A 24,722-nucleotide genomic window follows, 5' to 3' on the forward strand; every position below is an offset into this window, starting at 1 on the left:
ATCCGCGCGGTTGCCGGCCGATCCAGCGCAACCGGCGTTCGCCGCAATCCGGGTGACTCAGAATTCGAAACTGTTCACCCTGTCACCGGGCGTCACCCGTCCCTGCTCACCCACCGGGTCGTCCGCCAGCAGGCGCTCGAGTGCTGCGGCGTCGCCCCGCGGGGTATTGGCGACAAACCGGCTGCCGTCGCCCATGCGGCCGAGAACGATACCCCTGCCCGGCCCCTCCCTGTCGAAAGCCACCGCACAGGCGTCAATGGTACCCACGCCGTTGGCGGCCGCGTCCACTCGCAAGCGGGGCGCGGCATCCAGCGTGGTTTGCAGGTCCGGGCGTGCCAGCGGCCAGGGAGAGTCACCCGGGTCGCGGGAATAAACACCGACGGCGTGCTTGGTGAGATAGTTGCCGTTGGCCGTCACCATGCCGTGACGCCCATTCCCAGCCTGCAGCTGCGCGACCATTTCGGCGATACCGTGCAGTGAGTAATTGTTCCCGGGGCCTCCGAACAGGGTCAGGCCACCGGTGACAGTGACACCCCGCGGGTCGTCGAGCGCAAGACCAATGGCTTCGCAGGCCACCTGTACCGCGGAGGGGAAACAGCTGTACAGGTCGAACCGGTCCAGCGCGTCCAGGGACAGGCCTGACATGTGCAGCGCGGCACCGGCACAAGCGGCAATCGCGGGGGACTCATGCAATACCGGTCGCTCACTGACATTCCATATATCGTTGGCTTCCGCCCCCCCCCGCAGATAGACCCACTGCTCAGAATCGATGCCCAGGCGCCGCGCCTCACCGACGGTGGTCATGATCACAGCGGCTGCCATGTCCACCGCCAGGATCGCATTCATGACCTTGGTATAGGGCCAGGTGATCATGCGGTTGCCGGCGCTGGTGTCCAGCACCTGTTCCGGCGTCAGGAACTCCTGACGCCAGGCACAGGGGTTCTGTGCCGCCACCGCACTCATGCCGCTGACCAGTTGACCCAGTCGCTGCAAGTGGGTTTCGCGATCCCAGCCTCGGGCGTGACGCAGGGCGCTCTCGAACAGGGGATAGGTATTGATCGGCTCGAACATGCCGTGGGCCTGCTCAATCGCGTTGGCCGGTTCCCGCGGCGAGCCGAGCTGGACTGCGGGCTGGTCGCCGCCAAGCTGCCAGTGGCTGATGTCCTGGCCCGAGGACAGGGCCGCAAACAGGGTGGCGAATAGCTCTCCGCCGGCCACCAGTACAGCTTTTGAAGTGCCGGCCGCCAACCGGTCAGCGAAATAGTTCACCATCAGCTGCGGGGTGTTGCCGCCGACATCGGTGCTGAAGGTTTCGGCCTGCAAACCGAGGCGCTGACACAGGGCAGAGCCGGTGTTGACCGGTGTCAGTCCCGCAAGATCCGGAACCTGGGTGGCGAGAGACGGCACAGTCACAACGGTGTCGATGCTCTGCAGCAGGCCGCGACAGGCTGCGTTCGCCAGGGCGCTGCGAGACACGATTTCCAGGGCGTCCAGCGGGCTGCGGCTGGCATCGCGATCCCGCCAGGTGTGCTGGGCGTGAGCGACGAGTATGGGTTGGCTGTCATTCATTGGGTGGTTCACCTGTGCCAGCGATGGGGACCGGGGTCAGACCGGGGCGACCGCTTCCGGAGAGGCGGCAGCAAATGCCGGAAGCTGCTCCAGGTGGGCGGCAATGGCCTGCAGCCGCGGATAGGGCTGCAGATCCTGGCCGAAGCGCCGGGCGTTGTACATCTGGGGCAGCAGACAGGCATCGGCGAGGCTGGGAGCATCACCGAAACAGTAGCATTCACCGCCGACCTGTTGCTCCAGGGCCGCAAAACCCAGCGCGATCCAGTGGTGATACCAGGCCAGTTTGGCGTCCTCGGAAACTCCCAGCTCATTGACCAGGTAACGCAGCACCCGCAGGTTGTTCAGCGGGTGAATATCGCAGGCAATGGCCTGCACCATGGCCCGGACCCGGGCTCGACCCAACGCGTCCTGCGGCAACAGCGGGGGCTCCGGGTACTCCTCCTCCAGCCACTCGAGTATCGCAACCGACTGGGTCAGCAGCTCGCCGTCGCCGGTTGCGAGCGCAGGCACCAGCCCCTGCGGGTTCAGGGCGAGAAAACCGGCATCGCGCTGCTCGTTGGTCACCAGGTTGACCGCCACGGACTCGTAGGCGAGCCCCTTCAGGTTCAGCGCGATCCGCAGCCGGAAAGCGGCGGAGGAACGGAAGTAATCGTAGAGTTTCATGGGAGTCAGGCCAGCACCTCTTGCAGGAAATTCTGCAGTGACTGCGCGGAGCGGCGGTCCGCGGCAGCGTTGTAGACCGCACCGAAACCGGGATCGTTGGCCTGCGGGTTAGTGAAGGCGTGCAGGGTGTTGCCGTAGGCGTGCACCTGCCAGTCGGCGCCGGCCGCGCTCAGTTCCTGCGCCAGCGCCAACAGGCTGTCCGGCGTGGCCATCGGGTCATCGTAGCCGTGCAGACAAAGCACCTTCGCTGCGATCCTGTTGCCCGCCGTATTGTCGGGCGCGTTGAACAGGCCGTGGAAGCTGACCACGCCACGCACATCGGCTCCAGTGCGGGCAAGGTCCAGCACAGTCAGGCCGCCGAAGCAGTAACCCATGGCCGCAACCCGTGTGGCGTCCACCTCTGCCTGCTCACTCATCACGGCAATCGCCAGCGTCACCAGATCCTGCAGCAGGGCTCGATCCGCCAGCAGCGGCGCGATCAGGCCCTGGCACTGCTCCGCTCCCTCACCGCGAACGCCCTTGCCGAACATATCCAGGGCGAAGCCCACGTAGCCCTGCTGCGCCAGATCCACGGCCTTCTGCTCCTCGAACTCGCTGCGCCCGGCCCAGGTATGGGCTACCGCCACCCCCGGGCGCGGCCCGGCGGCGGAATCGTCCCAGGCCAGCATGCCCTCATAGGTCACGCCCTCGTGCTGGTATTCAATGTGTCGTGTCTGGATAGCCATGGTTAATACACCTCCGTGGTCAAAAGCGCCGAACACTCGTCCCGGCGCGCGAAAAATGGCATAGCCTAGACCATGCGCCGGTGTCAGGCCAGCCCCTGCAGCACGCGCAGGCAGGGCTCCTCCCCCTCCTCCAGCAGGCCGTGAATCTCGATGCCAGTGTTACCGTGGTGCAGATCGAACAGAAAGTGGGCGATATCGCTGGTGATCACCTGGCCGGGCACCAGCACCGGAATACCCGGTGGATAGGGCACGATCTGGTCCGCGCTGACGGCGCCCACCAGCGCTTCGTTGACGCCGCGACCGCTGGCGTTCAGGGGCACTACCCGGGACGGGCCAAAGTAGGCGTCCCGGGGCAGGCAGGCAAAGTCACTGAGGGCGGGCAACGGGGTGACCGTGCGCCGGGTAACGGCTGCACCCCGTGAGGCCGGCGCCTTCTGCGCCAGCTTGTTGAGGGCATTGAGCAGGCGCAGCACCTTGCTGTCGGTCGCCCCGAGGGTCACCAAAATACTGAGGGTATTGTGGGTCACCTTCTCGATCTGGATTCCGTGGTCCTCGAACAGCGCCAGCTGCAACTGGCGCGCGGAGTAACCGGAGGCGGTCACATCCACGCTGAGCTTGCAGGGGTCGAGGCGGATTCCGTCACCGTCCAGCTCCTGTGGCAGCATATCCGCCAGCTCCAGCACCCGGAACACTTCGGTGCGATTGATACCCTCACGCAGCTGGGCGGCAATGTCGAAGCAGGCCTGGAGCCGGGAAAATCCCTCCATGCTCATCTGCTTGCGGGCCACATCCAGGCTCGCGATCATCGCGTACTGGGGGCTGGTCGAGGTGTGCATGTTGAGATTCTCGCGGAACCGATGCTCGTCGAAGTCGGGATCCGAGACGTGGATCATGCTGGCCTGGGAAAACGCCGAGAGCATCTTGTGGGTGCTCTGGGTGACGTAGTCTGCCGCGCAGTCGAGCGCGCAGGGGCGCAGCTCCGGGTGGAAGCGACCGTGCGCATACCAGGCCTCGTCCACCAGCACCTTGATGCCCGCCGCGTGGGCGTGGGCGATGATCGGCGCCAGATCGTAGCGGAAGCCGTCGTAGGTGCAGCTGGTCAGCACCAGCAGCCGGGCATCGGGGTGGGCGTCGATTGCATCGAGTACCCGCTGGCGCGGTACCGGACCATAGAAACCAAACCGGGGATTCAGGGACGCCGCCAGGTAAACGGGCTCGGCCCCGAACAGCACCACCGCGTGATGCACCGATTTATGGCAAGCCTGGTCGAGAATGACCTTGCCGCCGGCACCCAGCAGTTGCTGCATGATCACCTTGTTCGCGGTCGAGGTTCCGTTGGTGACGAAAAACGTGTGGCGGGCGCCGAAGGCCTGGGCCGCCAGCTCCTGCGCCTCCTGGATCACGCTGTGCGGTTCCAGCAGGGAATCCAGGGATTGCACCGAGACCGACAGATCGGTATTGAAGATGTGCTCGCCCATCATCTGGTAGAAGTCACTGACCCAGGGGCTGTCGCGCAGGCTGTCGCCGCCGGAGTGACCGGGCGTGTGCCAGGCGTCCTTGGCGCTGTAGACATAGTCGCGCAGGGTGTCAGCGAAAGGTGTGCGGGCGCGGCGTTGAATCGCGGTCCTTATCTGGCGGTACAGGTGCGCCGGCTTGCTGTCGAGGCGGTCAAGCAGTTCCACCTGCAGCTCTCCGTAGTCCGTGCCCGCTTCCGGCATCAGGTACAGATCCAGTTCCGGGCGCAGCTGCGCCACATCGGCAATGGCCTGCGCTGCCGCGGTCAGGGTGACCGCGTCAAATACCAGAGCCTGCAACAGACCGTCCTCGCTGGCCAGACGGTGTGCTTCCACAGCGTCACGGGCATGGACAAACTGCAGCTCGCACTGCTGCGGGTTGCGCTGTTCGCCGGCGGCGCAGCGATTGAGCTCCGTCACCAGCCCGGTGGCAAAGGTCTGGTCGGTACTGACCAGGGCTATCCTGGCATGACGTTCACGCATGGTAGACCTCGGGATCCAGACGCCGCATTTCGGACTCGATCCAACGCTCGACCTCCTCCATTAACTCGCCCGGTCGGCGGTCCACTGCCGACACCGGTGTCCCTATGGACACGTCGATCACTCCGGGACGAAGGGCGAAGGACCGTCGTGGCCAGCATCGCCCCGAGGTGACAGCTACCGGGATGACGCTGGCTCCGGTTGCGACTGCCAGCCGGGTCGCGCCGGTCTTGTAGCTGCCCTTGCCGCCGCGCTCGGTGCGGGTGCCCTCGGGAAACATGATGATCCACTTGCCCCGGTCCATCAGCACCCTGCCCTGCGCGGCCACTTTGCCCCAGGCTTCGGAGCGCTTGCTGCGGTCAATATGCACCATTTTCAGCCGCGCCAGGCACCAGCCGAAAATCGGGATGTACAGCAGTTCGTGCTTGAAGACATAGGCCAGCGGATGCGGCGTCATACTGGGAAAGAAAAAGGTTTCCCAGGTCGACTGGTGCTTCGGGCAGAGAACAATGCGGCGCATATCCTCGGCATTGGGCAGGTTCTCCGCACCGTGAATCCGGTACCGTACCAGCCCCACTATTCTGGCGGCGGCAATAACGCCCCGCAGCCAGGGCACGGCAAAGGTCCACCACAACCGGGTGTCACTCATGAACAGCGAACACACGATAAGCCCTACACCCATCGGTATGACGCTGATGACCATCCACAGGAACACCAGCACCGAGCGCAGCGTATTCACAGATCGCCGCCCTCAGCTACTGGAACGCCCGCGCTGGCAAGGAACTCGGCGATATTGGCGTAGGCTTCCTCGGCCTCCGGCAGATCCGGGGTAAACATCTGCCACACGTGCACCATGTGGGGCCAGGTTTGCAACTCCACCGGGGAGCCGGCCTCTTGGGCGCGGGCGACATAGCGTCGGGCATCGTCGAGGAGCATTTCCTGTTCGCTGGCCTGGACCAGGACAGGCGGCAGACCGCCGAGATTGCCCCGCAGGGGCGAGACATCGGGGTGCGCAGGCAGGATGCGATTATTGAACCAGGTCAGCCACAGGAGCAGGATGGTCGGTATGCGCGCCAGCTTGCCAAACAGCGGCCCGAGCATGTGATCAGTGGCCAGGTTAGAGCGCATGCTGGGTCCGCTCATGGTGACATCGGTGGACGGCGAGAACGCGATGGCCGCGTCCGGCGCCCTCAGCCCCTCGTCGCGGATCCATGCCAGCAGGCCCAGGGTCAGGCTGCCACCAGCGGAATCCCCTGCCACCATGCCGTAGTCCAGTGCTTCGGGGCCCTCGGGGCCATTCACCAGTAGCCAGCGCCAGGCATTGCGGCAATCCTCAATCCCATCGCGACGGCGGTGCTCGGGAATCAGGCGATAATCCAGGGACAACACCGCTGCGCCGGTGAGGCGCGCCAGACGGTCGGTGATGGCGCGGTGACTGCGGGGGCTCCCGGCAAACCAGGCCCCGCCATGGATATAGAGCAGTCGGCGGCGCGGATCACAGCCCGGCGCCAGCACCCACTCCCCGCGCAACTGGCCGTCGGCAACTTCCTGAAACCGACTGGTGAATTCTATCCCGTCGCTGAGCGAATCCATGTAGCCTCGTATCGCCTGCAACCTGCCGCGGCCGCGAAGCGCTTGTCCCGAGCTGGCAAACTCACCCAACTTTGCCAGTACAGCTCCATGCTCCGGGCTGGGCTTGCCCTGCGGTGCAGGCAGCGGCGGCGCATCGTAGCGGGACAGATCCTCCCCGCGCAGGAAGAGGAGACTGAAAGCAAAAAGCACCAGAACCGCGAGGATAAACCAGACCATCGAATCACTCCGGGGTAAACGAGGCCTGCATTAAACCAGAATGCCGGCGCGCTGCACAACGGAGGCAGGGGGCCGCCGCCGAGCTATGATTCTGCGCCCGGGCCGTTATACTGGCCTATTTTGGTCGAGCAGTCGGAACCCACTGCAGGCGCTCATTACTGTGAAGAAACCACCAAGCAAGGCGGAGCTGCGGGAAGCGTTGGAAAACGAGACTCGACGCTTTCTGCAAAAGGGCGGAGAAGTTGAATCCGTACCCCAGGGAATCAGCGGCAAGGACCCGCTGGATGCACCGCTTTACCTGACCCGCCGCCTGTTTCTGGAACCCCGGGCCGAGCGCACCCTGGTACCGGAGGTGGTCGCCGCCATTGAGCAGCGCCGCAAGGCCCTGCTCAAACGCAACCCGGGGCCGAAGCGCAGCCGCCGGCCGCAGCCCCGGCGCAAGACACTCTACGACGACTTCGGCGAACCCCTGCGCCGTGTCTGGGTGGAAGACTAGGCTACTCCGGGGCTTCACCGCCCTCCGCAGGAGTGTCATCGTACTCGGCGACACCGCTTGCGCCATCAAGAGCAAACGCGAAACGGTCCTGCGGAATGTACACCGTCAGACGCTGTCCGCCGATCAGCTCCCCGGCGCGATAATCCTTGCCGTCGATCCGCGCCCGCCAGTTCGGCCCCACCCGCATACTGGTCTGGTGACCGCGGCTGTCATCGGTGTGCAGCGTGCGCAGGGTCAGGCGGTTGCCGCTAACCCGCAGCACCTCCACTTCCGCCCGGGCATACAGCACACCGTCCTTTTCATAGACACCCTGGCAGATCGCCTCTATATCCGGGTAGCTCTGGTGGACTGCATCCGACCACTTGAGCGAGGCGCAGCTGGGAAGACGGGTCTGGATGTCGTACTGGGCCAGCGCCATCGGTGCCCACAGCGCCAACAGGAGGGCCAGCTGCGCTGGTCGTGGAAATTCTCTGCCATAGCCTCGCATCGTGCACTCCACTGCCTGTCCAGGTGCGGGCGATGGTTGCCCGCAAAGTGCGATTCTATACCCTCAGCCTGTCGCGTGCGACGGGCGCGCCCCGCGCACCTGCGCCGGGGGGTCTATACTGGCAGCAGGCCGCGGAGAAATCTGTGTGGCTCAGTCTGGCGTATAAACGGGTACTTAGCCAAAGAGGTCGAACGCACATGATCGTGCTGCATGAAAAAATAGACGTACCGCGCCCGGTCCGGGAGGCGTTCGACTATATCAAGGATTTCCGCACTACCGCCGAGTGGGATGCTACCGCCATCGCGGCAGAGAAGCTGAGCGCAGGCCCTGTCGCCGTGGGCACACGGTTCAACGTCACCTGCGAAATGCCAGTGGGCTCCGTGGACCTGCTCTACACCGTGACCCACCTGGAGCCCGACAAGGCCATCGAGCTGCACGGCAGCTGTCGGCTGTTCGAGGTTGACGATGTCATTCATTTTTCCGAGACAGCCACGGGAACCCACATAGACTACCGTGCCAGTTTCAACTTCAAGATCCCCCTGGGACCGGCGCAGGGAGCGCTGCGCAAGGGCATGGAGAAGATGGGATACAACTCGGTTCAGGGCATGAAACGCGCTCTCGAGGACGACTACCCCGCGCCGACCATTTCCGCCAGCAGCGCCCGCGCCGACCGCTGGATCCTGCCCGGCGTCGCCCATTTCAGTCGTCGCGGCTACAGCAAGGGGCAACGCTACTGGAACCCGATGTCGGCGTGGATGGGCGACAAACACGTGGTCATCACGGGCGCCAGCTCCGGACTGGGGCTGGCTACCGCCCGGGCACTGGCCGAGCGCGGGGCATCCCTTACCCTGGTCATTCGCAACGAAGCCAAAGCGACTGAGCTGGTGAATGAACTGCAGCGCGAAACCGGCAACACGGCGATCTTTGTCGAGGTGGCTGATCTCAGCCTGATGGCCGAGGTACAGCGCCTGATCGAGCGCCTGCTGCGCCGGGGCCGGCCGATTGACGTGCTCATCAACAACGCCGGTGCGCTGTTCAACCCCCGCGGCGAGACCCTGGAAGGTATCGAGCAGAGCTTTGCCCTGTTGCTGCTGAGCCCCTATCGGCTTACTGAGGGCCTGCGCCCGCTGCTCGCAGCAGCGCCAGAGGGCCGGGTAGTCAACGTGGTGTCCGGCGGCATGTACTCGCAACCACTGCGGGTCGGCAAGCTGGTCGCCCGGGAGGAAGGCTATTCCGGCAGTGTCGCCTATGCCCGTTGCAAGCGGGCACTGATGGTGCTGACCGAGCAGTGGGCCGAGGCCTGGGCCAGCGACGACATCGTCGTCAATGCCATGCACCCCGGCTGGGCCGACACCCCGGGAGTAGAGACCTCACTACCCGGATTCCACAAGCTTACCCGGCGCATTCTGCGCAGTCCGGAGGAAGGCGCGGATACCATCGTCTGGCTGGCGGTGGCCAGCGAGGCGGGCAAGGTAACAGGCAAGCTGTTCCTGGACCGGGAGCCGCGGACCACGCATCTGCTCGCCAAGACCAAAGACGAGGCGGCGGAGCGGGAAGCCCTGCAACCGTTCCTGCGGGACTTCACCGCTCCCCGGCAGCAGAGCAGGCGGCCGACCAAAGCCGAACGCAACGCCCCCCCAACCCATGCACACGGGCTGAGCAGCTGAACCACCACTGCTGATAGCCTTGCGGCTGCTTGCATAGGGCGGCCGCTGTGGCTACGGTTAACGTCCACTTCGGGGACGAAAACCATGAGCGAAGAGATTTCACCCTACACCATAGCCATCCCAGAGGCCGCTCTCACCGACCTGCGCCAGCGTCTGGCGATGACCCGCTGGCCCGAGCGGGAAACCTGTGACGACTGGAGCCAGGGCATACCCCTGAGTTACACCCGGGAGCTGGCGGAATACTGGGCCAGTGACTACGACTGGCGCCGCTGCGAGGCGGAAATGAATGCCTGGCCCCAGTTCCGCACCCGTATCCGCGGGCTGGATATACATTTCCTTCACTTTCGCTCGCCCCACCCGGAAGCCATGCCACTGATTGTGTCCCACGGCTGGCCCGGCTCCGTGCTTGAGTTCCGCCATATTATCGATGCGCTGGTGGACCCGGTGGCGGATGGCGGCGATGCCGCCGATGCCTTCCACCTGGTGATTCCCTCTCTCCCGGGCTACGGGTTTTCCGGCAAGCCCGAAGCCACCGGGACGTCGGTGGAAGTGATCGGGCGCATGTGGGGTGAGCTGATGGCGCGCCTGGGTTACGACCGCTATGTAGCCCAGGGAGGCGACTGGGGCAGCATGATCACCCAGAGCATGGGCCTGACGGAAACCACCCACTGCGCCGGGATACATGTGAACATGCCCATTGTGGCACCGGACCCGGACACCATGAACGACCTCAGCCCGCAGGAACAGGCCGCTCTGGAGTCAATGGGCTACTACGACCGGTGGGATTCCGGCTACTCGAAACAGCAGTCCACGCGGCCGCAAACCCTGGGCTACGGCCTGGCGGACTCACCCGTCGGCCAGATGGCCTGGATTATCGAGAAGTTCTACGCCTGGACCGACTGTGAACAGGACGGGCTCAAACACCCCGAGCATGTGATCGAGCGCGATGAGCTGCTCGACAACGTGATGCTCTACTGGCTCAACAACGCCGCCGCCAGTTCCGCCCGGCTGTACTGGGAAAGCTTCGGCAGCCCCAACTTCGATCCGATTACCATGCCGGTGGGCTGTTCGATCTTCCCCAAAGAGATTTTTCGCAGCAGCCGGCGCTGGGCGGAGAAGCGATTTTCCCAGCTCATCCACTGGAACGAACTCCCGGTCGGTGGCCACTTCGCGGCCCTGGAACAGCCACACCTGATGATCAGCGAGCTGCGGGACTGCTTCCGCAAGCTGCGCTGAACACCGCGACACAGCAGGATAAGCCGATGTTTCCAGACCACGACGGCACTGAATCCGTCTTCAATCCCTTCACTTCCGAGGAAGTTTCCCCGCCGTTCTCGCCCCACTGGGAGGCCAAGCGGCGGGCGGCCCAGGCCCTGCGGGAAATGATTGATGTGCTGGTCACCAGCGACGCCACCACCGGGGAAATCGACGCCCTGGCCGAGCTGATGGAAGCCCAAACGGCCGCCCTTGCCGCCAGACCGCGCCTGCGTGGATTACTGGCCTTCCTGGGCGACGGCAAGCACGGTGGCCACGGTGAAGTTAATCATGAACTGAATGCCCTGGGCGGCTGGAGCAACCCCCTGTCACCGCAGCTGAACATGTGGCTCAAGGGCGACCGGGCATTTGGCACTGTGCGCTGCGGCTACGCCTATGAGGGACCCCCTGGCTTCATCCACGGCGGCTTTGTCGCCGCCATCTTCGACCAGTTCCTGGGCATGGCGCAGTTGGCAGGCAAAAATCCCGGCATGACCGGCACCTTGAGTGTGCGCTATCACCGCCCCACGCCGCTGAACACCGACCTGGAGCTCACTGCACAGGTGCAGGAGAGCGTGGGCCGAAAGACGGTCGTGAGCGGAGAAATGCACGCCGACGGGATCCTCACCGCCAGCTGCGAATGCCTGTTCGTGAGACCGACGAAACCCCTGCTGCAGATGAGCTGAGCACAGCCCGGGGCCTGCCCTAGTCGTCTACCGCGTCGCGCGTGTTGAGGCTGGCGGAAAAAGGCACCGGGGTGAAGCGGCCATCCATTTCATCATCGCGATCCACCAGGCCACCGCTGGCCCGGCGTGAACCGGGCGCCGGATTCGCCGGCGCCAACGGCTCCACGGCCACCGCCACCGACGGACGTTGGGCAAAGCTGAATCCAGGTGGGTCCAGCGGGTGCGCATCGCCAGGACGGGACTGGCGCGCCACTGCCGGCTCAGGGTCGCCGAGTGCCGGCGGCGGCGCCTGGCGGCGACGACGCTCCACAGCCGGATCGCGGGCCTGCCGCGCAGCTCTGCCGATAAACGACAGATCCTCCAGCACCACTTCCGCGCCCGCCTGCATCGGCGCCGGCGCGCAGGCCGCCGCCCCACCGGTTCCCGCCTGTACCGACGTCAGCAACAGCTGCACCGGCGGGAACTCCCGCAGCTGTTCCCGCTCCGGCGCCGACTGGTCAGATTCTGCAGGCAGCGGCTCCGCGGTCGCCTCCGGTTGCAGCGCCCGCTGCTTCAACACCTCGTTGGCACAGTGGGACCAGCGCCCAAAGTGCGCAGAGAGTGAGGGATCGGGCATCCTGTGTTTGCGAAAGTTGCGCTGCGCTTCCATGAAACGCTGCTTTACCGCCCGGTAGTGGTAGATGTGATCCTCCGTCTGTAGCGGCAGCAGGTCCCCTCCCCCGCGTATGATCAACATGCGCGGCGGCAGAACGCCCTGCAGGCTGTGCAGCAGATCGGCCAGGAAGCAAAGGCGGAACGCGGAGTGCAGATTGGTCTTGCCCTGGGTGTCACAGGGAACGTAGAGGTAATCACCGAGTTCAGAGTAGCCGCTGGTTTTCATCAGCAGATTGCTGGAACCGGCGAGCGGCCCGACCGCCAGCTGGCCGTTGACGATGAAGTCGGCACCATCACCCATCGCCGCCAGGGTCGTACCGCGGCGCAGGGCTTCGGATTCCTCCCAATCCACCAGTACCACCTTGCGACCCTGCGAGCGCAGCATGCCGGCAACGTCGTCCTGGCGCAGCATGGTGTTGCCAGGCGCCGCACTGTCCGCATCGGGCTGGATGCCGTGACCCGGATTTTCCAGGGTCAGGCGCTCCATCCAGGAGGCGAAAGGAGCTTCCTTGAACAGGACCAGGTCTTCCGAGGTGTAGATGATCGTATTGTCGACACTGTAGCGATACATTCGGCGCGGCTCCCCCTGTGCGCAACCCCGGCCTGCCAGCCCGGCCCGGTCAGAACGTTATATCGGATAGCACCCGCGCTGTCCACGCGGGCACGCGGTCTCGCTCAGCGGCGCTTGTAAATTCGCGCGCCATTGACCCAGGTCCCGTCCACCTGCAGTTGTCGCAGGGCGTGCGAGTCACGCAGCGGACTGCCGCTTAACAGCACCAGGTCAGCATACTTGCCCGGCTCCAGGGAGCCGCGGTTGTCCTCCTGGAAGATCTGCCAGGCGGCATCGATGGTCACCGCTCGCAGTGCGGTCATGACATCGATGCGCTGCTCCGGGCCAAGCACCTCGCCACTGACGGTTTCCCGATAGACCATGCTCCAGACAGCCTGCAGAGGCCGCATCGGCGTGACCGGGGTGTCCATATGCGAGGTGAAGCGCAAGCCGGCCTGCTGCGCCCAGGCCCCGGGGCTGATCTGCGCGGCCCGCTCGGGGCCGATGAAGATATCCCGGTGACGGTCGCCCCAGTACCAGGTGTGCGCAGCAAAAAAACTCGGGGTCACGCCCAGTTCCGCCATGCGCTCGATCTGGTCCTTGCGTGCCATTTGCGAGTGAATCAGCAGGAATCGCGGGTCCGCCGCCGGGTGCGCGGCCTGGGCGGCGGCAAAGGCGTCGAGGATATCATCAATGGAGGCGTCGCCATTCCCGTGCACTGCGATCTGGTAGCCGCCGCGGTGCAGGGCCAGCACCTGTTCAAACAGGCGCTCGCGGAGCACGGCGGGATAGCCGCGGTAGTCCGCGTCACCGTGGTAGGGCGTGTGGTAGGGCCGGGTCAGGTAACCGGTGAAGCCCTGGATACTGCCGTCGGCGATGATTTTGACCGCACCCATCTGCAACCGCTCGCGCTCGAAATCGTCGGGGCTGTAGCTGCCGTCGGCAATCAGCTGGCGAAAGTCCTCTTCCATGGGGAACAGCAGCAAGCGCAGCGGAATGACACCGAGGCGACTGGCCAGGGACAGACCGCGTGCCATATCCGGCGCGACTCCTCCGGACTGGGCTGTGGTGACACCGTATTGCGCGTACTCGCGCACTGCGGCGCGGATCATGCCGAGAAAATCCAGGGCACCCAGATCCAGCATTTTTGCCACGACCGGCAGACGCGCCGTCTCCTCCAGCAACCCGTTGGGTTCGCGGGAGCCGGGGCGGCGGGCAATGACGCCGCCCTCCGGGTTTTCCGAATCTGCATCGATACCCACAGCCGTCAGGGCCGCACTGTTGGCGACCACCATGTGCCCGGAGATGTGCAGGATAGCCACGGGGTGCTCGCTGGATACCGTGTCGAGTTCCTCGCGGGTAGGGTGGCGCCTCTCCGCCAGCAGGGTGTCGTCGTAGCCAAAGCCGGTAATCCACTCACCTGCGGGCGCGGCGGCGGCGCGCTGCTGCAGTGCCGCCAGCAGGCCGTCGATATCCGTGATCGTGCCGAGCGGGGGGCTGTTCAGGTCCGCCGCAACCGTGTCCAGGCCCGACGCCGGGAAGTGGCCGTGGGCGTCGATAAACCCGGGCAGCAGGGTGCGACCGCCGAGATCGATAATCTCGGTGCGATCGGTGACCAGCGCCATGATCTCGGCGTTACTGCCCAGTGCCTCGATCCGCTCCGAACGCACCGACAGGGCCTGAACCACCCGATTATCCGCATCCATTGTAAGCACTTCGCCGTTGACAAAGACCTGGTGTTCCGGCGCTGCCGGCAGTCGTGTCGCGATCGAAAACAGCGTAAAGGCGCCGGCGGCAAACGCCACCGTCACCGCCAGCCAGGTCTTCCAACTCATGTTTCTACCCTCTCTGCTGGTTGGCCCGGAATCAGGCGGCAGCTCCAATCACAATATCCGCCAGTCGCGCCCGATGCCAGCCGCCGTCTCCCCACAGCATCTGCGAGTGTATCTGCCGCTTGAAGTACAGATGCGCATAGCACTCCCAGGTAAAACCGATCCCGCCGTGGCTTTGTATTGAGCGGCTGCTGGCGTAGGCCGCCATATCGCTCGCGGCCGCCTTGGCCATGTGTGCATATTGGGCAGCCTTCTCCTGTTCGGTGTCACAGGCGCAGGCGGCGTTGTACACCAGCGATTTGGCCGCATCAATCCGCACCATGACTTCTACCAGCGGGTGCTTGATGGCCTGGAAAAACCCCAGCGGACGATCGAACTGCTGGCGCGTACCAACGTATTCCACCGTGGTCTGCAGCTGCCACTCGGCCGCTCCCACCATGTCCGCCGCCAACAGGGTCCAGATGGCCGGGAAAGCGCCATTGAGTGCCGCCAGAGCGTTGCCGCTGACTTGCGTGGCCGCCGCGCCGTCAAAACGGATATGGGCCTGATCGCGCGTCAGATCGACAATCGCATCCGCCTCCAGCGTCACACCGGAAGCGTTGACAGGCAGCCAGAACAGGCCGACGCCGCTGTCCGTGCTGGCGCAGACCAGCAGCTTGTCGCACTTGGCCGCATCCTGCACGAACCAGGCTGTACCGTGCAGGGCGCCGTCGCGATACGCCACCTCGGTAGCCGCCGGGTCCCATTCCCCGTGGCGATTGGTCAGGGCCAGCGTCGCGGCCTCGCCTGCGGCGATGTCGGCCAGGGCCGCCTCCCCGTCAGCTCCGCAGCCGACCAGCGTGTAAGTCGCGTTCAAGGTACCCAGCAGGGGGCAGGGAAAAGCCGCGCGACCCAGCTCCTCCACCAGTCCCGCCACGGCGGCTACCGGCATGCCGACGCCGCCGGCGGATTCCGGCACCGCCAGCATCGTCCAGCCGAGTTCCACCAGCTGCTGCCACAGTTCGCGGTCCCAGTGACAGACGGGTGGCCGGTCCGGGTTGTGATCGGCAGCGACCAGGGCGTGCAGTTTGTCGGTGGCAAAATGTTCGCGGAAAAACTTGCGGGCCGACTCCTTGAGCAGGGCCGCTTCTTCGCCGAAGCCGTAATTGTTGGGTTGTGCCATGGTTTGGTCTCCAGATGCGCGGGCGCCAGCTTATTTGGACTTGGGCAGGCCGAGCACGCGCTCGCCCAGGATATTGCGTTGCACCTCGCTGGTGCCGGCGGCAATGGTCATGCCGTAGGAATTCATGTAGGCCATCGGCCACTGGCCGCCAGCCGGTGCATTGCCATCCGCCAGGTAAAGGGAGGAACTGATGCCCTCAACCTCCAGCGCCAGGGCGCTGACGGACTGGGCGATCTCACTGGCCAGCAGCTTGTTTTGCAGGGGCAGGCGCATGGGGTGGTCCAGCAGTGCCTGGACCCGGGTGCGGCGCTGGTTCTGCTTCAAGCCTTCTTCCCGGATCAGTTGCTGCATCAGCTTGTCGCGCAGAACAGGATCGTCGGCCGCCGTGCCCTGGCCGCGCCGGGTGTTTTTCGCCAGCTCGATGACTGCGCCAGTGGAGATGTTATGGCTGGACTTGTTCTTCATGCCACCGGCGCGAGGAGTCTGCAGCTCACCGGCACCGCGCTCGTGCAACAGCGTGGTCATCGCCACCTGCCAGCCCTTGCCCAGTTCGTCGAGGCGATACCGGTCATCGACCTCGAGATCATCGAAGATCACCTCGTTGAACCCGGTTTCGCCGGTGATCTTGATCAGCGGACGCACGGTAACTCCCTTCCCCAGCGCAGCGCGTATCGGTACCACGAAATAGGACAGGCCATCGTACTTGTGCGACTTGTCGGTGCGCAGCAGGATGATCATCCACTCTGCGAAATGCGCCAGCGAGGTCCACACCTTGTGGCCGTTGATCACCCATTTTTCGCCTTTGCGCTCGGCAAAGGTCTGCACGCTGGCCAGGTCGGAGCCCGCACCGGGCTCGCTAAAGCCCTGGCACCAGATGTCCTCGCCGGAAAACAGGCGCGGCAGCAGTTCGGCCTTGACCTCATCGCGGGCGTGGTAGAAGACGGTGGGCGCGGCCATGCCGAGGCCAATCACATTGGGCAGAAACGGTGTCCGCGCGGCCAGCATCTCTTCGTTGGCGATCTTCTGGCAATCCTTGCGCCCACCGCCCCCGACTGCCACCGGGTAGTCGCAACCAATCAACCCCGCATCGCAGGCCGACTTCTGCCAGGCCTGCAGGTAGCCCAGTTGCTCTGGAGTCATGATCTCCAGCGGTGACTGGGGCAGGCGTACCGGCGGCTCGCCCGGCTTGTTGGCCTGCAGCCAGTTGCGGCAGAAACTGCGAAACTCGGCCTGCTCCGGCGTATCCTTGCGGGCGGTGTCCTCTGACATTATTGGCTTCCTCTTTCGGGTGTCGGTGACGGTTAGCGGGGTAGAAGTCTGGTGGATTGCACCCACAGCGACAAGTCGGCCCAGACTGGCGCGGAGTGCGACGAGTTCATCAGTAGTGCGGAGGAACCTCGTCCACAGGCGCCACCGGGCCCTCCTCCGCCTGCTGCGCCTGCTCATCCTGACGCTGCTTGAGCAGGGTAAGTTGGCGTCGCAGGGTCAGCAGATCCTGTTGCTGGGTAGCCAGCGCGGCCTGCAGTGCCTGCAGGGCGTCATCCTGGAACGCCATCTGGCTTTGCAGCTCTTCCAGCTGTCGTTGCAGTTCTTTCTTCTTCATGGGGGACCTGGGCGGCGCGGTTCAATTGCAGCACGGAGGCTAATATACTCCGCGCCATCGCTCAATGCTCGAGGACCTCCATGGCCAAACGCGACCGCACAAATTCCCGCCTGGTTTACTCTACTGATGGCGGCCGGCTCTGCCCGCAGTGCCAGCGCCCGGAAGCGGCCTGCGTTTGCGGCAATGCACGCCCCGCGGCGGTGGGTGACGGCATCGTCCGCCTGCACCGCGAGACCAAGGGACGCGGTGGCAAAGCGGTCACCGTGGTACGCGGCCTGCCACTGGCGCCTGCGGAACTGAAGGCACTCGCCAGCAAGCTGAAGCAGAAATGCGGTGTCGGTGGCTCGATAAAGGGCGACGAAATTGAAATCCAGGGCGACCAGCGGCAAATCCTGCAGCCAGAATTGGAGCGACTGGGATTTCGGGTAAAAATTGCCGGAGGCTGAATTTTTATGGAATTTAACCCATTTTACCCGAAATTTGTCGAAATTTATTCGACGTTTTCCGGTCGGCGCGAGCCTGAAACAACCCAGTTACAGTAGCTTTCCAAAATATTTGTAAATAGTCCGCTGCAAGCCATTATTTTTATTGGTTTTATTGGTTTCCTGTGCTAAAAAGATCAGGCGCGCGAGGAAGATGCCGGCATCGGAGTTCGCTCAGCCTGCCGACAAGAATAATCCCGCCGCGAAGATCACCAGGAGATCATGCCTATGTATGTCACCGCGGAGCATCTGAGGGAGCAGGTTATCCGGCCCACCCTCAAGTACCTGGGTGTCTGGAACCCTGCCAGCGAGGATTTCCTCCTGGAATCAGCGGTCTCGGCCCCTGAGCTGGGCCTCTTTTCGGCTCGCAATACCGGTCTCGGCCTGTTTCACATCACCGCCGCCCAGCACCGGGACATCTGGGACCGCTATCTGGCCTTCCGGCCGGAAATGGCCAGCCGGGTACGCGGGCTGGCGAGCCAGAGGGCTTTCCTCAGCGATCCGGACAGCGAACTGCAGACCAATCTGAGTTACTGCACCGCCGTCGCCTGGCTGCTGTACCAACGCTCCCGGGTGGGCACTGAGACAGCACCACCGGAGGCAGTCGCCACCGCTAGCGCCTGACCCGGCCGCGCTGGCGCAGCCCCTGCCAGTGTGGCAGGTCGTCGGGACGATCCACGTCCTGCAGCGCCAGCAGCTGCGCGACGCTGATCCCTGCCGCACCGGCGCGCGCCATTGTCTCCCCCAGGACGCTGGAACTGCCCCAGCTGACACCGTCAAACACCGCATCCACCGGCCTGCGGGCCCCAATCAGGACATAGCCGCCATCGAGGGCGGGCCCCAGTACCATTTCCGCAGTGTCCAGCGCGGCGAGCGCCTGCTGCAAATAGCGGCCGGTCAGCGCGGGGCAGTCACTGCCCACCAGCAATACCCGATCAGCCCGATTGAGGCCATCATTGAGAGCATGGCGCATGCGGCTACCCAGATCGTCGCCGACCTGCCGGCACAGGGACAGCGGCCCGCGGGAGGCACATTCCCCAAAAAGGCCGGCGGACGGGTCCCCCGCCACCCACAGTTCGACGTTCCCCAGCCGGGAGTCGAGCAGGGTTTCACAGGTCCACAGGACCAGCTCCGAGTGCAACGCACAGGCCTCCGCTGCCGACAGCCTGGGCAGCATGCGGGTCTTGACCCGCCCGGGCTCGGGGGCCTTGGCAAACTGCTGCAGGAGTACCGACTCAGCCACGGGAGCCGTAGTAGATTCGCCACAGTCGCGCAGGCGACGCACCCAGCGCATAGGCAAAGCGCAGCCCCCACATCTGCAGCACAGTGCGCAACACACCGCGCTCCTCCCAGCGCCGGCTGGAAGTTTCTACCGCCAGCCCGGGCACCCTGGGCCTGGATCCCCGCCGCAGTCGCCGGCACAGCTCAACATCCTCCATCAACGGAATGGCGGCGAAGCCACCGCAGCCCTGGAACAGCTCACGCTGCAGGAACAACAGCTGGTCGCCGGTGCCAATGCCGCTTACCCGGGAGCGCAGCGTAATACCGCGTTCGAGCAGCCGAAACACCACCCTGCGACCATCCAGCCGCAGCCGGAAAAAACCCCAGCGGGGCTTCGCAGCCAGCTCTTTTTCCAGCTCTGCGGCGGCAAACCGGGGCCGGGTATCCGCGTGCAGGAACAGCAGGTAGTCTCCACTGGCAGCGTGGCCCCCCAGGTTCATCTGTGCCGAACGGCCGGCCTCGCCCAGCAACAGCTGGGTACAGCCGGGCATGGCCGCGGCGACTGTGCCATCGGTGCTGCCGCCGTCAACCACGATTCTCTGGGCGGCGGGGAAGTCACGCGCCAGCTGTGCCAGCAGAGGCCCGATGCGCTCGACTTCGTTCAGCACCGGAATGACGAAGCTCAGGCTGGGGTGGCTCATTGTCTGCACGCGCTCAGTAGGTCAGCCTGCGTTCCTGACCGGTGAGCAGCGTACCCTCCTCGCCGAGCAGGTACTTGAAGACCAGATTGTAGGCGAGCACCGCCTTGACGTAATTGCGGGTTTCCCGAAACGGGATGGTCTCGATCCAGACGTCCACGGGCACTGCTTCCCCCGGCCGGTTGCGCCAGCGGTCCACCCGCTGTGGACCGGCGTTGTAGGCCGCCATTGCCAGCACCCGGTTGCCGCCGTAGCGGTCCAGCAGCTGCCGGTAGTAGGCGCTGCCCAGCAGCACGTTGTGCTCAACATCATACAGCGCCTGGTCGCTGTGGCTGGTCTTGAGCTGGGCCGCCACCTGCTTGCCCGTCGCCGGCATGACCTGCATCAGCCCGCGGGCACCGACCGGGGACCGGGCGCCGGCGTAGAACGCGCTCTCGCGGCGGGCGATGGCCATCAACTCCGTTACCGGAACCTCGCGCTGGCTGGCATAGCGGCTGAAGGTATCGCGGTAGGGGGTTGGAAAACGCAGATCCAGCGCGTCCCAGGACTCGGCCCGGTTGGCCGCATCAATGGCCATGCGGTGCCAGCCCAGGCTAGAGGCCAGCGTCGCCAGCTCCTGCTGCTCTGCCGGCGAGGTGGCCTGCAGCACCTGATACCACTCGGAGTGCGCCAGGTTTTCCTCCCGATGGTGATACAGCTCTTCTATGCGCCGTACCACCGGCAACTGCCGCAAAGGTTCTGCCCGTTCGGGCGCCAGGGCGCTTGGGCGATGGTTGAAGACAGGGGGCAGCCCCAGACGCTCCGCCGCCAGAAAACCATAGTAGTCTCGCTCCCGGGCCAGATCGCGCAGCAGAGCCTCGGCCAGCTGCCGCTCGCCGGCGCGCTCGTGAACAACCGCCTGCCAGTAGCGCCAGGTCGGCTCCGCCCGGCCAGTCGGCGACAATTTCTGCAGGTTGGCCGCCAGCGCGGTCCAGTCCTGGTCCTGCAATGCCCAGCGCAGGCGGATTTCCACCAGCCCGTCGTCGCCCAGCCGGTCCAGCGCACCCTCCGCCCAGGGCAGGTTTTCGGTGGATTTCGCCAACAGGCTGCGCAGTACCAGGGCCTCCTCCGCCAGCGCACGCTGTGCCGCACTGAAGTCCAGGCGTTCGGCAAAGTACAGCCACTGCTGCAGAGCCGGAGCCGGCTTGTAGCGGGCGAAATAGGCGGTGCCGTAGGCGACAATATCGGCGCTGCGGGGATCCTCCGTCGCGGGCACCAGGCTGCGTATCCGGTCCGGGTTGCTGTAAATCTCCAGCAGCCTGTCCGACCAGGGGCGCAGGCCGTCGCTGCCCTTGCGAGCCACATAGTTCAGCAGTCCCCGCTGGCGGGCTTCGAAAGCCTTGAGCAGGCGCGCCCAGACCACGTCGTCACTGAGCTGCCCGGCCTTCTGCCAGGCGGCAAACAGCGGGTCACAGGCCTTGGGCCGCGATTCGCCGTGCACCCACAGGCGTTCCGCTCCCTCCCAGGCGACCAGTGGATCATTCGCCGCCAGCCGGGCCCGAAAATAAAAGCACTTGAGCTCGATGCTGTTGGGTTCATAGGGCATGACGGCGAGGAAATCCTGCCAGCGACCGTCCTTCCCTGCCTGGGCCAGGTAGGCCGCAAGGAAGCGGTTGGGCAGTGGCGAGTCCTGGCTGCGCTGGAGGAACAGTTTGGCATCCCCCGGGCGTACCTGGCGGGTCTTGCGACTGAGTTCGTAGTAGTCGAGGTAGATGGCCAGCGGGTACTCTTCCAGCGCCGGACGCAGCTGCTGATACTCCGCCCACAGGCCCCGCTCAATGGCCCTGACCGCGTTACTGTAGCCCTCCCTCGCCAGAGGCAGATTGTCCGCCTGCAGTGGCAGGGCCGGTACCAGAGCCTGGAACAACAGGACCAAACAGACTACCCGCAACTGCAACTGGGCATACCTCACTGACTGCGACCTTCAGGCGACCACCACAGCGTGCAGCAGTCGTTCACAAGGCGCTAGGGTGATACCTGCCCCGGCAATTTGCAAGCGCTGCGGCCCTGCAGCTGGCTACAGGCGACGCAAGCGCAGCGGCAGGTCGTCGCGAAGTTTAGGCAAGGGCACAGTCTGGAAGCTGGCCTGGTGCCCCGGGGGCAGGCTGATTTCATAGCGCTGCAGGAACTGGTGACTGAACAGCCGCGCCTGCATGTTGCCGAAGTGCATGCCGATGCATTTGTGGGCGCCACCGCCAAAGGGCATGAAGGCAAAGGGATGCCCCTTCTGCTCCTGCCGCGGGGGCAGGAAGCGGTCCGGATCGAAGCTGTCAGGATCGTGCCAGAATTCCTGCATCCGGTTGGTGAACATGGGGAACTGGAAAACAAGGGTGTTGGCAAGCACGTCGACGTCACCGAGCTTGCAGTCGCGAATGGTGCGCCTGGCCATGACGCCGACGGACGGGTGCAGGCGCTGGGATTCGAAAAATGCGGCCTCCAGCAGCGGCAGCGCCGGCAGGTCGTCATAGCCCAGTGGTCCGCTGGCATTGACCGCGCGGCCCTCCTCGCGGATTCGTTGCTGCCACGCTGGATAGCGCGCCAGGTAGTACATCATGTGGGTCAAGGTGCTGGTTGTGGTGTCATGGGCGGCGAACAGGAGAAAGTTGGCGTGATCCACCAGCTCCCGGTCAGAGAACAGTTCGCCATCGGGACGGGTTTCCTTGGCCATGTAGGCGAGCATGTCCATGCGCTCTTCTGCCCGCGCTGCAGGCAGCAACCCCGACAGATAGGCCTCGATCAGGCGCTTGCCGCGCTGGCCGCGGCGAAAGCGGAACCCGGGCAGATCGACGTGGAACAGCCCCAGCATGCCCTCGGTGATGTCCGTGAACGCGCGGGAAAGCTCCCCCGCCACCGCGCTGCCACCATCGACGCCGTAGAAGACCTTCAGCGCCTGTGCCAGCAGCAGCTCCTTGATCCGCGGGAAGAAGCGGAAATCCGGCAGCTGGTCCCAGTCTGCCATTCCCTGCTCCAGGATGGGGTTCATCAGCTCCACATAGCCGCGCATGGCCGCGGTCTTGAACCCGGTCTGCATGATCCGGCGCTGGAACTTGTGTTCGTCGAAGTCGTTACCCAACAGGTAGTGATCGCCAAAAAAGGGCGCGAGGGACCACTGATAGCCCATCTTCGCGGAAAAATTCTGCTCCTTGTCCAGGAGAATGGTCTGGGCCAGATCCGGACCCAGGGCAAGCACGCCCCGCTGGCGCGCCATCTGGATTCTGGAGACAGGGCCGTACTGGCGGTAAAAACGTCGCGCCAGACCAAGCTGGTCACGCAGCAACTCGGGCGTTATGCCCAGCAGGGGCCAGCCGAATTCTCCCGGCAGGTGGGCCAGGTCCTTACAGTCAGGAGCGAGCACATAGGCGGAAGTGGCAGACATGGACTAACCCTCATTAGTTTGGTCCTATTCTGGCACATCCCCGCCCGGTGTGCCTAGGGCGGCCCGCGCAGGGCGGCCCGCGCAGGGCGGCTCACGCGGAGCGGCCTACGCGGTGCGCTCAGCCTCCTTGCGCAGGATTGGTTACAATCCCCGCTTTACCACAGGATCCGACCTCCCATGATCGCAGCGTTACCTCGGACGACCCGGCCGCTCCTGCTTGGCCTCCTGGGCCTGTTGTTGACGGGCTGCGTCAATATCCCGCCCCGGACGCCAGCGGAACCCGGGGAACACCCGTTGATGGACCGGGTCTGGTCTGCCCGCACCCAGGCTTTCACCACCTTCGAGGAAATGCAGGAGGCACTGGCTCGCGCCGACTATGTCCTGCTCGGCGAGAATCACGACAACCCCGTGCATCATCAGCTGCAGGCAGAAATCATTAACGGACTGCAATGGCCGGAGACTGCGATAGCGGGATTCGAGCAAGTGGATGCGGACCAGGCCCCGGCCCTGGAGGCCTGGCTGGACGCGGGCCCGGCGGGAACAGCGGGACTCGCCGAGGCGCTGGATTGGGAGCATTCCGGGTGGCCGGACTGGCCCTTGTACGAGCCGGTGTTCGCCGCAGTGCTGGAGCGTGGCTGGCAGCCGGTGGACCTTATGTTTCCAGCTGCCACGGTGCGCGCTGTGTTCAGCGACGGGCTCGACGCGGCGCTGGACGCCGAAACCCGGCAACAGTTACAGCCTGACACACTCTTCAGCGCGGAACAGCGCCTGGCAATGCAGGAGCTGATGGCCGACGCCCACTGTGGCCTGCTACCCGCCGAGCACATGGCAGCCATGGTGCAGGTACAGATTGCCCGCGATGCCTATATGGCCAGCCGTCTCGCCAGCGCCCGCAGCGGCGAGCGGGCCGTGGTCATCACGGGCAATGGCCATGCCCGCCGCGACTGGGGCATACCGAGATTCCTGCAGCGGCTACAGCCCGATGCCACCATCGTTGCCGTCACCATGGCCGAACTCGAACCCGAACGCATCAAGCCCGGCGACTACGCCGCCGCGACGCCTGCCTGGAGCGACTTCACGATTTTCACCATCGCCCACGACCGTGGCGACCCCTGCGCCGACATACCCAAGGCTGCCGGCGCAGGGTAAGGGTGCTTACTGGATCTCGATGCGCCGCGGTTCTGGCACATTGGGCTTCACCTTCGGTGCGGTCAGGGTCAGCACGCCATCCTTGAAGGAGGCATTGATGTCCTCGTCATGGACATCCCCACCGAGGTCGAAGCTGCGCAGGTAACGGCCATAGCGACGCTCCTGGCGGATCACCCTGCCTCCCTTCTCCTCCTTCTCGCTCTGGCTGGCCTCGGCCTCCAGGGTCAACACCCCGTCCTTGACGTGCACGTGGATATTTTTCTTGTCCACCCCCGGCAGTTCGGCGGTGATTTCGTAGTGGTCCTCCCCGTCCCGGACATCCACCCGTGGCGCGAAGAAAGACCCCATTTCATTGTTGCTGCTGGCCGGCGCAAGGAAATTGTCAAAGAACCGGTCAAGATCGAACGGATTATTGCGTTGAATCAGAGACATCTGACACCTCCTTTAAATGTGCGGTTGGTTCCGCGAGGTAGTGTCCCGTCAAGTGGTGTAACTCCGGTCTCCAGTTTCATCGCTTCAGGCGGCCTCAGACTGTGGCAGTAGGTTGGCCTGGTCTTCCTTGCTCAGCACGCGCGCCAGCGTCTCCTGGCTCATGTAACGGCGCGT

At 64.7% G+C, this 24,722-nt stretch carries 24 protein-coding genes; 7 read left to right on the forward strand and 17 right to left on the reverse strand.

Annotated elements, in window-relative coordinates:
• Nucleotides 1-57: 57 nt before the first annotated feature.
• From RJQ10_RS09425 to RJQ10_RS09450, 6 genes are all read right to left on the reverse strand, one after another.
• Nucleotides 58-1,569: a TLP1 C-terminal extension domain-containing protein gene (locus RJQ10_RS09425; RefSeq protein WP_350145922.1), complete on the reverse strand. Its 1,512-nt coding sequence runs from the start codon at nt 1,567-1,569 to the stop codon at nt 58-60.
• Nucleotides 1,570-1,605: 36 nt separating this feature from the next.
• The gene (gene maiA / locus RJQ10_RS09430) at nt 1,606-2,232 is read right to left on the reverse strand and encodes a maleylacetoacetate isomerase (RefSeq protein ID WP_350145924.1); all 627 of its coding nucleotides are present in this window, start codon (nt 2,230-2,232) and stop codon (nt 1,606-1,608) included.
• Between the two features lie 5 nt (nt 2,233-2,237).
• Nucleotides 2,238-2,957, reverse strand: coding sequence for a dienelactone hydrolase family protein (locus tag RJQ10_RS09435; protein ID WP_350145926.1), 720 nt, complete (start codon nt 2,955-2,957; stop codon nt 2,238-2,240).
• Between the two features lie 83 nt (nt 2,958-3,040).
• A complete protein-coding gene (locus tag RJQ10_RS09440) occupies nt 3,041-4,954 on the reverse strand; it encodes an aminotransferase class I/II-fold pyridoxal phosphate-dependent enzyme (RefSeq protein WP_350145928.1) in 1,914 nt (637 codons plus the stop codon).
• A complete protein-coding gene (locus tag RJQ10_RS09445) occupies nt 4,947-5,690 on the reverse strand; it encodes a lysophospholipid acyltransferase family protein (protein WP_350145930.1) in 744 nt (247 codons plus the stop codon). The genes RJQ10_RS09440 and RJQ10_RS09445 overlap by 8 nt, the downstream gene beginning before the upstream one ends.
• Complete coding sequence (locus RJQ10_RS09450; RefSeq protein ID WP_350145932.1) at nt 5,687-6,760, reverse strand: alpha/beta hydrolase; 1,074 nt, start codon at nt 6,758-6,760, stop codon at nt 5,687-5,689. Before RJQ10_RS09450 ends, RJQ10_RS09445 begins: the two co-directional genes overlap by 4 nt.
• Before the next feature lie 160 nt (nt 6,761-6,920).
• Between RJQ10_RS09450 and RJQ10_RS09455 the strand changes: the two genes are divergently transcribed.
• Nucleotides 6,921-7,256 (forward strand): hypothetical protein, encoded by a 336-nt coding sequence (locus RJQ10_RS09455; RefSeq protein WP_350145934.1) that lies wholly within the window; start codon nt 6,921-6,923, stop codon nt 7,254-7,256.
• A gap of 1 nt (nt 7,257) precedes the next feature.
• On the opposite strand, the gene RJQ10_RS09460 is transcribed toward RJQ10_RS09455, so the two are convergent.
• Nucleotides 7,258-7,743, reverse strand: a complete 486-nt coding sequence (locus RJQ10_RS09460; protein WP_350145935.1) for a hypothetical protein — start codon at nt 7,741-7,743, stop codon at nt 7,258-7,260.
• A 197-nt stretch (nt 7,744-7,940) separates the two neighbouring features.
• Here RJQ10_RS09460 and RJQ10_RS09465 point away from each other — a divergent pair, with 197 nt between their 5' ends.
• From RJQ10_RS09465 to RJQ10_RS09475, 3 genes are all read left to right on the forward strand, one after another.
• Nucleotides 7,941-9,410, forward strand: coding sequence for an SDR family NAD(P)-dependent oxidoreductase (locus RJQ10_RS09465; RefSeq protein ID WP_350145937.1), 1,470 nt, complete (start codon nt 7,941-7,943; stop codon nt 9,408-9,410).
• 84 nt (nt 9,411-9,494) lie between these two features.
• Nucleotides 9,495-10,646: an epoxide hydrolase family protein gene (locus RJQ10_RS09470; protein WP_350145939.1), complete on the forward strand. Its 1,152-nt coding sequence runs from the start codon at nt 9,495-9,497 to the stop codon at nt 10,644-10,646.
• 26 nt (nt 10,647-10,672) lie between these two features.
• Nucleotides 10,673-11,350, forward strand: a complete 678-nt coding sequence (locus RJQ10_RS09475) for a PaaI family thioesterase (RefSeq protein WP_350145941.1) — start codon at nt 10,673-10,675, stop codon at nt 11,348-11,350.
• A 19-nt stretch (nt 11,351-11,369) separates the two neighbouring features.
• On the opposite strand, the gene RJQ10_RS09480 is transcribed toward RJQ10_RS09475, so the two are convergent.
• The 5 genes from RJQ10_RS09480 to RJQ10_RS09500 all read right to left on the reverse strand — a co-directional run bounded on the left by RJQ10_RS09480 (nt 11,370) and on the right by RJQ10_RS09500 (nt 17,151).
• Complete coding sequence (locus tag RJQ10_RS09480; protein WP_350145943.1) at nt 11,370-12,575, reverse strand: hypothetical protein; 1,206 nt, start codon at nt 12,573-12,575, stop codon at nt 11,370-11,372.
• A gap of 104 nt (nt 12,576-12,679) precedes the next feature.
• On the reverse strand, nt 12,680-14,389 hold the full coding sequence (locus tag RJQ10_RS09485) for an amidohydrolase (RefSeq protein WP_350145945.1): 1,710 nt from the start codon (nt 14,387-14,389) through the stop codon (nt 12,680-12,682).
• 31 nt (nt 14,390-14,420) lie between these two features.
• Entirely contained in the window at nt 14,421-15,548 is a 1,128-nt protein-coding gene (locus RJQ10_RS09490; RefSeq protein WP_350145947.1) for an acyl-CoA dehydrogenase family protein, read from the reverse strand.
• A 30-nt stretch (nt 15,549-15,578) separates the two neighbouring features.
• A complete protein-coding gene (locus RJQ10_RS09495) occupies nt 15,579-16,817 on the reverse strand; it encodes an acyl-CoA dehydrogenase family protein (RefSeq protein ID WP_350145949.1) in 1,239 nt (412 codons plus the stop codon).
• A gap of 109 nt (nt 16,818-16,926) precedes the next feature.
• Nucleotides 16,927-17,151, reverse strand: coding sequence for a SlyX family protein (locus RJQ10_RS09500; RefSeq protein WP_350145951.1), 225 nt, complete (start codon nt 17,149-17,151; stop codon nt 16,927-16,929).
• 80 nt (nt 17,152-17,231) lie between these two features.
• Here RJQ10_RS09500 and RJQ10_RS09505 point away from each other — a divergent pair, with 80 nt between their 5' ends.
• Both RJQ10_RS09505 and RJQ10_RS09510 read left to right on the forward strand, forming a co-directional pair.
• Nucleotides 17,232-17,597: a translation initiation factor Sui1 gene (locus tag RJQ10_RS09505; protein WP_350145953.1), complete on the forward strand. Its 366-nt coding sequence runs from the start codon at nt 17,232-17,234 to the stop codon at nt 17,595-17,597.
• 258 nt (nt 17,598-17,855) lie between these two features.
• Entirely contained in the window at nt 17,856-18,257 is a 402-nt protein-coding gene (locus tag RJQ10_RS09510; RefSeq protein WP_350145955.1) for a hypothetical protein, read from the forward strand.
• Here the strand turns inward: RJQ10_RS09510 and RJQ10_RS09515 are convergent.
• The 4 genes from RJQ10_RS09515 to RJQ10_RS09530 all read right to left on the reverse strand — a co-directional run bounded on the left by RJQ10_RS09515 (nt 18,247) and on the right by RJQ10_RS09530 (nt 22,967).
• The gene (locus RJQ10_RS09515; RefSeq protein ID WP_350145957.1) at nt 18,247-18,876 is read right to left on the reverse strand and encodes a TIGR04282 family arsenosugar biosynthesis glycosyltransferase; all 630 of its coding nucleotides are present in this window, start codon (nt 18,874-18,876) and stop codon (nt 18,247-18,249) included. The genes RJQ10_RS09510 and RJQ10_RS09515 overlap by 11 nt on opposite strands.
• On the reverse strand, nt 18,869-19,555 hold the full coding sequence (locus RJQ10_RS09520; protein WP_350145959.1) for a TIGR04283 family arsenosugar biosynthesis glycosyltransferase: 687 nt from the start codon (nt 19,553-19,555) through the stop codon (nt 18,869-18,871). Before RJQ10_RS09520 ends, RJQ10_RS09515 begins: the two co-directional genes overlap by 8 nt.
• Nucleotides 19,556-19,568: 13 nt before the next feature.
• Nucleotides 19,569-21,467: a transglycosylase SLT domain-containing protein gene (locus RJQ10_RS09525; protein ID WP_350145961.1), complete on the reverse strand. Its 1,899-nt coding sequence runs from the start codon at nt 21,465-21,467 to the stop codon at nt 19,569-19,571.
• Between the two features lie 141 nt (nt 21,468-21,608).
• Nucleotides 21,609-22,967 (reverse strand): cytochrome P450, encoded by a 1,359-nt coding sequence (locus tag RJQ10_RS09530; RefSeq protein ID WP_350145963.1) that lies wholly within the window; start codon nt 22,965-22,967, stop codon nt 21,609-21,611.
• A gap of 177 nt (nt 22,968-23,144) precedes the next feature.
• Between RJQ10_RS09530 and RJQ10_RS09535 the strand changes: the two genes are divergently transcribed.
• The gene (locus RJQ10_RS09535; protein WP_350145965.1) at nt 23,145-24,116 is read left to right on the forward strand and encodes a ChaN family lipoprotein; all 972 of its coding nucleotides are present in this window, start codon (nt 23,145-23,147) and stop codon (nt 24,114-24,116) included.
• Between the two features lie 6 nt (nt 24,117-24,122).
• Here RJQ10_RS09535 and RJQ10_RS09540 read toward each other — a convergent pair whose 3' ends face one another.
• Complete coding sequence (locus RJQ10_RS09540; protein ID WP_350145967.1) at nt 24,123-24,548, reverse strand: Hsp20/alpha crystallin family protein; 426 nt, start codon at nt 24,546-24,548, stop codon at nt 24,123-24,125.
• Nucleotides 24,549-24,722: the final 174 nt, after the last annotated feature.

It is taken from the genome of Haliea sp., from assembly GCF_040222615.1.
Taxonomy (GTDB): domain Bacteria; phylum Pseudomonadota; class Gammaproteobacteria; order Pseudomonadales; family Halieaceae; genus Haliea.